The organism is Pseudomonas sp. PB103 (genome assembly GCF_009764635.1).
GTDB lineage: Bacteria > Pseudomonadota > Gammaproteobacteria > Pseudomonadales > Pseudomonadaceae > Aquipseudomonas.
The window spans coordinates 1-6319 of the sequence record NZ_RWIL01000080.1; the positions used below are offsets into that span (position 1 = coordinate 1).

At 62.0% G+C, this 6319-nt stretch carries 6 protein-coding genes; all 6 read left to right on the top strand.

From position 1 onward, the window contains the following. Window positions 1-197: 197 nt before the first annotated feature. The 6 genes from EJA70_RS14965 to EJA70_RS14990 are packed head-to-tail and all read left to right on the top strand — an operon-like array spanning window position 198 to window position 6255. Window positions 198-3116, top strand: coding sequence for a monovalent cation/H+ antiporter subunit A (locus EJA70_RS14965; protein ID WP_158831705.1), 2919 nt, complete (start codon window positions 198-200; stop codon window positions 3114-3116). Continuing rightward, entirely contained in the window at window positions 3116-3460 is a 345-nt protein-coding gene (locus EJA70_RS14970; protein WP_008085854.1) for a Na+/H+ antiporter subunit C, read from the top strand. The genes EJA70_RS14965 and EJA70_RS14970 overlap by 1 nt, the downstream gene beginning before the upstream one ends. Further along, the gene (locus tag EJA70_RS14975; protein ID WP_008085856.1) at window positions 3457-5136 is read left to right on the top strand and encodes a monovalent cation/H+ antiporter subunit D; all 1680 of its coding nucleotides are present in this window, start codon (window positions 3457-3459) and stop codon (window positions 5134-5136) included. Before EJA70_RS14970 ends, EJA70_RS14975 begins: the two co-directional genes overlap by 4 nt. Next, complete coding sequence (locus EJA70_RS14980; RefSeq protein WP_008085858.1) at window positions 5133-5621, top strand: Na+/H+ antiporter subunit E; 489 nt, start codon at window positions 5133-5135, stop codon at window positions 5619-5621. Before EJA70_RS14975 ends, EJA70_RS14980 begins: the two co-directional genes overlap by 4 nt. Then, the gene (locus tag EJA70_RS14985; protein ID WP_007910754.1) at window positions 5618-5896 is read left to right on the top strand and encodes a K+/H+ antiporter subunit F; all 279 of its coding nucleotides are present in this window, start codon (window positions 5618-5620) and stop codon (window positions 5894-5896) included. Before EJA70_RS14980 ends, EJA70_RS14985 begins: the two co-directional genes overlap by 4 nt. Then, window positions 5893-6255, top strand: a complete 363-nt coding sequence (locus EJA70_RS14990) for a Na+/H+ antiporter subunit G (protein WP_008085860.1) — start codon at window positions 5893-5895, stop codon at window positions 6253-6255. The genes EJA70_RS14985 and EJA70_RS14990 overlap by 4 nt, the downstream gene beginning before the upstream one ends. Window positions 6256-6319: the final 64 nt, after the last annotated feature.

The window sequence follows — 6319 nt, forward strand, 5'->3', positions numbered from 1 at the left end:
AGCCTGCGGCAGCTCCTACACGGAATTAATGTAGGAGCTGCCGCAGGCTGCGATCTTTTCGGCCTCCACGATTCCCTGGAAACAATGCCAAACATAAATATTCAGACTACTTTGTAGGATTCTGAGACATCCTGGCGTTTGGTGATCGGGGAGCTGGCACGTATGATGCTTCACAAACTTCCGCAGATTAGAAGCCTATGTCCCTGATAGTTCTACTGCTTCTGCCATTCATTGGCAGCTGTCTGGCAGCGGTGCTGCCACACAACGCGCGTAATACCGAATCCCTGCTGGCGGGTCTGGTCGCTTTAATCGGCACCGTCCAGGTTGCGTTGTTGTACCCGCAAATCGCCCATGGCGGCGTCATCCGCGAAGAGTTCATGTGGCTGCCCAGCCTCGGTCTGAACTTTGTCCTGCGCATGGACGGCTTTGCCTGGCTGTTCTCGATGCTGGTACTGGGCATCGGTACCCTCGTCTCTTTATACGCACGTTATTACATGTCGCCGGATGACCCGGTGCCGCGTTTCTTCGCGTTTTTCCTGGCGTTCATGGGCGCCATGCTCGGCCTGGTGATTTCCGGCAACCTGATCCAGATCGTGTTTTTCTGGGAGCTGACCAGCCTCTTCTCGTTCCTGTTGATTGGCTATTGGCACCACCGCGCCGATGCGCGTCGCGGCGCTTACATGGCGCTGATGGTCACCGGTGCGGGCGGGTTATGCCTGCTGGCGGGGGTCATGATTCTCGGCCATGTCGTTGGCAGCTATGACCTCGACAAGGTCCTGGCCGCCGGCGACATGATTCGCGCACACGCCCTCTACCCCATCCTGTTACCCCTCATCCTCATCGGCGCACTCAGCAAAAGTGCCCAATTCCCGTTTCACTTCTGGCTGCCCCACGCCATGGCGGCGCCCACGCCAGTCTCTGCGTATCTGCACTCGGCCACCATGGTCAAGGCCGGGGTTTTCCTGCTGGCGCGCCTGTGGCCGTCACTGTCCGGCAGTGAAGAATGGTTCTACATCGTCAGCGGTGCCGGCGCGTGTACGTTGTTGCTCGGCGCCTATTGCGCGATGTTCCAGAACGATCTCAAAGGATTACTGGCGTACTCGACCATCAGCCACCTCGGCCTGATCACCCTGTTGCTGGGCCTGAACAGCCCGCTGGCGGCCGTCGCAGCGGTGTTCCATATCCTCAATCACGCCACATTCAAAGCCTCGCTGTTCATGGCGGCGGGCATCATTGACCATGAAAGCGGCACCCGTGACATCCGCAAACTCAGCGGCCTGATCAAACTGATTCCGTTCACCGCGACATTGGCCATGGTCGCCAGCGCCTCGATGGCCGGCGTGCCATTGCTCAACGGTTTCTTGTCGAAAGAGATGTTCTTCGCCGAAACCGTGTTCATCAATGCCACGGCGTGGGTCGAAGCGGCGCTGCCGATTGTCGCGACCATCGCCGGTACGTTCAGCGTCGCCTACTCGCTGCGCTTTACTGTCGACGTGTTCTTCGGCCCGCCGGCCACCGACTTGCCGCACACCCCGCACGAACCGCCGCGCTGGATGCGCGCGCCGGTCGAGCTGCTGGTGTTCACCTGCTTGCTGGTGGGAATTTTCCCGGCACAGATCGTCGGCCCGTTGCTCGCAGCAGCGGCGTTGCCGGTGGTAGGTGGCGAGTTGCCTGAATACAGCCTGGCGATATGGCACGGCTTGAACGCACCGATGATCATGAGCCTGATCGCCATGTCCGGCGGCATCGTCTTGTATCTGCTGTTGCGCAACCAGTTCAAGCTCGGCCGTTTCAAATATCCGCCGCTGGTAGGCCGCTTCAACGGCAAGCGCCTGTTCGAGCGCAGCCTGGTGGTGATGATGCGCATGGCCCGTCGCGTCGAGCGACGTCTGGGCACCAAGCGCCTGCAGATGCAATTGTTCCTGATGGTGCTGGCGGCAGTGCTCGCCGGCCTGATCCCGATGTTGCACAGCAGCCTGAGCTGGGGCGACCGGCCGAAGATTCCCGGTTCGATCGTCTTCGTCACCCTGTGGCTGCTGGCGATTGTCTGCGCCCTCGGCGCCGCATGGCAGGCCAAGTATCACCGTCTCGCCGCACTGACCATGGTCAGCGTCTGTGGCCTGATGACCTGCGTGACCTTCGTCTGGTTCTCCGCACCGGATCTGGCCCTGACGCAACTCGCGGTCGAAGTGGTGACCACGGTGCTGATCCTGCTCGGTCTGCGCTGGCTGCCACGGCGGATCGAAGAAGTCTCGCCATTGCCGAGCAGCCTGCGCAAGGCGCGCATTCGTCGTCTGCGCGACTTGCTGCTGTCGATTGCCGTCGGTGGCGGCATGGCGCTGCTGTCCTACGCGATGCTGACGCGGCAGACGCCCAACGACATTTCTTCGTTCTACCTCAGCCGTGCCATGCCCGAGGGCGGTGGCAGCAACGTGGTCAACGTGATGCTGGTGGACTTCCGTGGTTTCGACACGCTCGGTGAAATCACCGTGCTGGTCGCGGTGGCGCTGACCGTGTTCGCCCTGCTGCGACGCTTCCGCCCGCCGAAAGAAAGCCTGCAACTGCCGGCCCAGCAGCGCCTGCTCGCGCCCGACGTGGTTACCGACCTGGTCAACCCGCGTTCGGCCAGCGACACCGCACTCGGCTTCATGATGGTGCCGGCGGTGCTGGTGCGCCTGCTGCTGCCGATTGCGCTGGTGGTGTCGTTCTATCTGTTCATGCGCGGGCACAACCAGCCGGGCGGCGGTTTCGTCGCCGGGCTGGTGATGTCGGTGGCGTTCATCCTGCAATACATGGTTGCCGGCACACAGTGGGTCGAAGCGCAAATGAGCCTGCGACCGCTGCGCTGGATGGGCACCGGGCTGCTGTTCGCCACGGCCACAGGCCTGGGCGCGATGCTGGTCGGTTATCCGTTCCTGACCACGCACACCTGGCATTTCAGCCTGCCGGTGCTGGGTGACATCCATGTCGCCAGCGCACTGTTCTTCGACATCGGCGTGTATGGCGTGGTGGTCGGTTCGACGCTGTTGATCCTCACCGCCCTCGCCCACCAATCGGTGCGGGGTCACAAGACCGCATCGCTGCCCAAGTCCGTCGCCAGCAAAGGAGCCGTCTGATGGAAGAAGTCATCGCAATCGCCATCGGCGTCCTCGCCGCCTCGGGCGTGTGGCTGATCCTGCGGCCACGGACCTTTCAGGTGGTCATGGGCCTGTGCCTGCTGTCGTACGCGGTCAACCTGTTCATCTTCAGCATGGGCAGCCTGTTCATCGGCAAGGAGCCGGTGATCAAGGACGGCGTCACGCAAGACTTGCTGCACTACACCGACCCGCTGCCGCAGGCACTGGTCCTCACCGCGATCGTCATCAGCTTCGCCATGACCGCATTGTTCCTCGTCGTTCTGCTCGCCTCGCGCGGCCTGACCGGCACTGACCACGTCGACGGCCGGGAGCCTAAAGAATGATGGCGATGACTCACCTGATCGCCGCACCGATTCTGCTGCCGCTGCTGACCGCCGCCATCATGCTGATGCTCGGCGAACGGCACCGGCCGCTGAAGGCGAAAATCAACCTGTTCTCCAGCCTAGTCGGCCTGTTCATCTCGGTGATGCTCCTGCAATGGACGCAAACCACCGGTGTGCCCGGCTCCATCGGCGTGTACCTGCCGGGCAACTGGCAGGCTCCGTTCGGCATCGTGCTGGTGGTCGATCGTTTGTCGGCACTGATGCTCGTGCTGACCGGGATCATCGGTGTCAGCGCCCTGCTCTTCGCGATGGCGCGCTGGGACGGTGCTGGTTCAAGTTTCCATGCGCTGTTCCAGATTCAGTTGATGGGGCTTTATGGCGCGTTCCTGACGGCGGACCTGTTCAACCTGTTCGTGTTCTTCGAAGTGTTGCTCGCTGCGTCCTATGGCCTGTTGCTGCACGGCTCGGGCCGGGCGCGGGTGTCGTCGGGGCTGCATTACATTTCGATCAACCTGCTCGCCTCGTCGTTGTTCCTGATCGGCGCGGCGCTGATCTACGGCGTCACCGGCACGCTGAACATGGCCGACCTCGCGCTGAAGATTCCGCTGGTGCCGGAAGCCGACCGAGGCCTGTTGCACGCGGGTGCGGCGATTCTGGCGGTAGCGTTCCTGGCCAAGGCTGGCATGTGGCCGCTGAACTTCTGGCTGGTGCCAGCCTATTCCTCGGCCAGTGCCCCGGTGGCGGCGATGTTCGCGATCATGACCAAGGTCGGCATCTACACCCTGCTGCGCCTGTGGACGCTGCTGTTCTCCGGGCAAGCCGGGGCGTCGGCATTCTTCGGCGGCGACTGGCTGATCTACGGCGGCATGGCGACCATGGCCTGTGCGGCGCTGGCGATTCTTGCCGCGCAACGGCTGGAACGCATGGCCAGCCTGAGCATTCTGGTGTCGGCCGGGATCCTGTTGTCGGCCATTGGCTTTGCCCAGCCGAACCTGATCGGCGCGGCGCTGTTCTATCTGGTCAGCTCGACGCTGGCGTTGAGCGCACTGTTCCTGCTGGCCGAATTGATCGAACGTTCGCGCTCGGCCAATGAGATCCCGCTGGAAGACGAAAGCGAATTGCTGCCGCGCCCGCAGGAATCCCTGCAACCGCCCAAAGGCATCAACCTCGACGACGAGCAAAAAGCCGTGGTCGGCCAGGTCATCCCGTGGACCATGGCGTTTCTTGGCCTGAGCTTCATTGCCTGTGCGCTGCTGATCATCGGCATGCCGCCGCTGTCCGGCTTCATCGGCAAACTCAGCCTGATCGGGGCGTTGCTCAATCCACTGGGCCTGGGCACTGGCGCGCCGATTTCCACTGGCGCGTGGGCCTTGCTGGCGCTGTTGATTCTCTCCGGGCTGGCTTCGCTGATGGCGTTCTCGCGTCTCGGCATTCAGCGTTTCTGGACACCCGAGGAGCGCCCTTCGCCACTGCTGCGCAAACTTGAATGCGCACCGATCTTCCTGCTACTGGGGCTGAGCATTGCCCTGACCTTCAAGGCAGAACCGCTGCTGCGCTACACCCAGGCCACAGCCGAGGCGCTGAACAATCCGCAGCAATACGTGATGGCGGTGCTCGGTACCCGCGCGGTACCGAGCCCGGCAAGCAAAGCCGCCATGCTCGAGGTGCAGCCATGAAGCGCGTGTTTCCTGCACCCTTGCTGTCGCTGGCGCTGTGGGCCTTGTGGCTGACGCTGAACCTTTCGATCAGCCCGGGCAACTTGCTCATCGGCGCAATTCTGGGTTTTGCCGCGCCGTTGATGATGCGCAAACTGCGCCCGAAACAAGTGCGCATCCGTCGTCCGGGGACGATCGTGCGACTGTTCTTGCTTGTTGGTCGTGACGTGGTGGTGTCCAACCTGATCGTCGCCTGGGGCGTTCTCAATGCTGGTCGCCGTCCACTGCGCTCACGCTTCGTCAAAGTGCCGCTCGACCTGCGCGACGCCCACGGTCTGGCGACACTGGCGATGATCTGCACCGTGGTGCCCGGCACGGTGTGGTCGGAGCTGGCGCTGGATCGCAGCATTTTGTTGCTGCACGTCTGGGATCTGGACGACGAAGCGCAGTTCATCGAGCACTTCAAGAGCACTTACGAGCGGCCGTTGATGGAGATTTTCGAATGAGCCCCTTACTGTCAAACGCGATCCTGCTGACGCTGTTCCTGTTTTCGCTGGCGATGGTATTGACGCTGGTGCGTTTGTTCAAAGGGCCGTCAGCGCAGGATCGGGTCCTGGCGCTGGACTACCTGTACATCGTCGCCATGCTGATGATGTTGACCCTGGGCATTCGTTATTCCAGTGACACTTACTTCGAAGCAGCGCTGTTGATTGCGCTGTTCGGCTTCGTCGGCTCGTTTGCCCTGGCGAAATTCCTGCTGCGTGGCGAGGTGATCGAATGACCGCTGAATTGTCTTTGTGGGTGGAAATTCCGGTGGCGATCCTGCTGGTGCTCAGCGGCGTGTTTGCGCTGATCGGTGCGCTAGGGTTGTTGCGGATGAAGGATTATTTCCAACGCATGCACCCGCCAGCACTGGCTTCGACGCTGGGCGCATGGTGCGTGGCATTGGCGTCGATCATCTGCTTCTCGGCACTGAAGTCCGGGCCGGTGGTACACGCCTGGCTGATTCCGATTTTGCTGGCGATCACCGTGCCGGTAACCACGCTACTGCTGGCGCGGGCGGCATTGTTCCGCAAGCGTATGGCTGGCGACGATGTGCCGGCCGAAGTCAGCAGCCGTCGCACCGAAAGCGGCAGTTAACCCGTAAAAGATCGCAGCCTTCGGCAGCTCCTACATTGATCCCTGTAGGAGCTGCCGAAGGCTG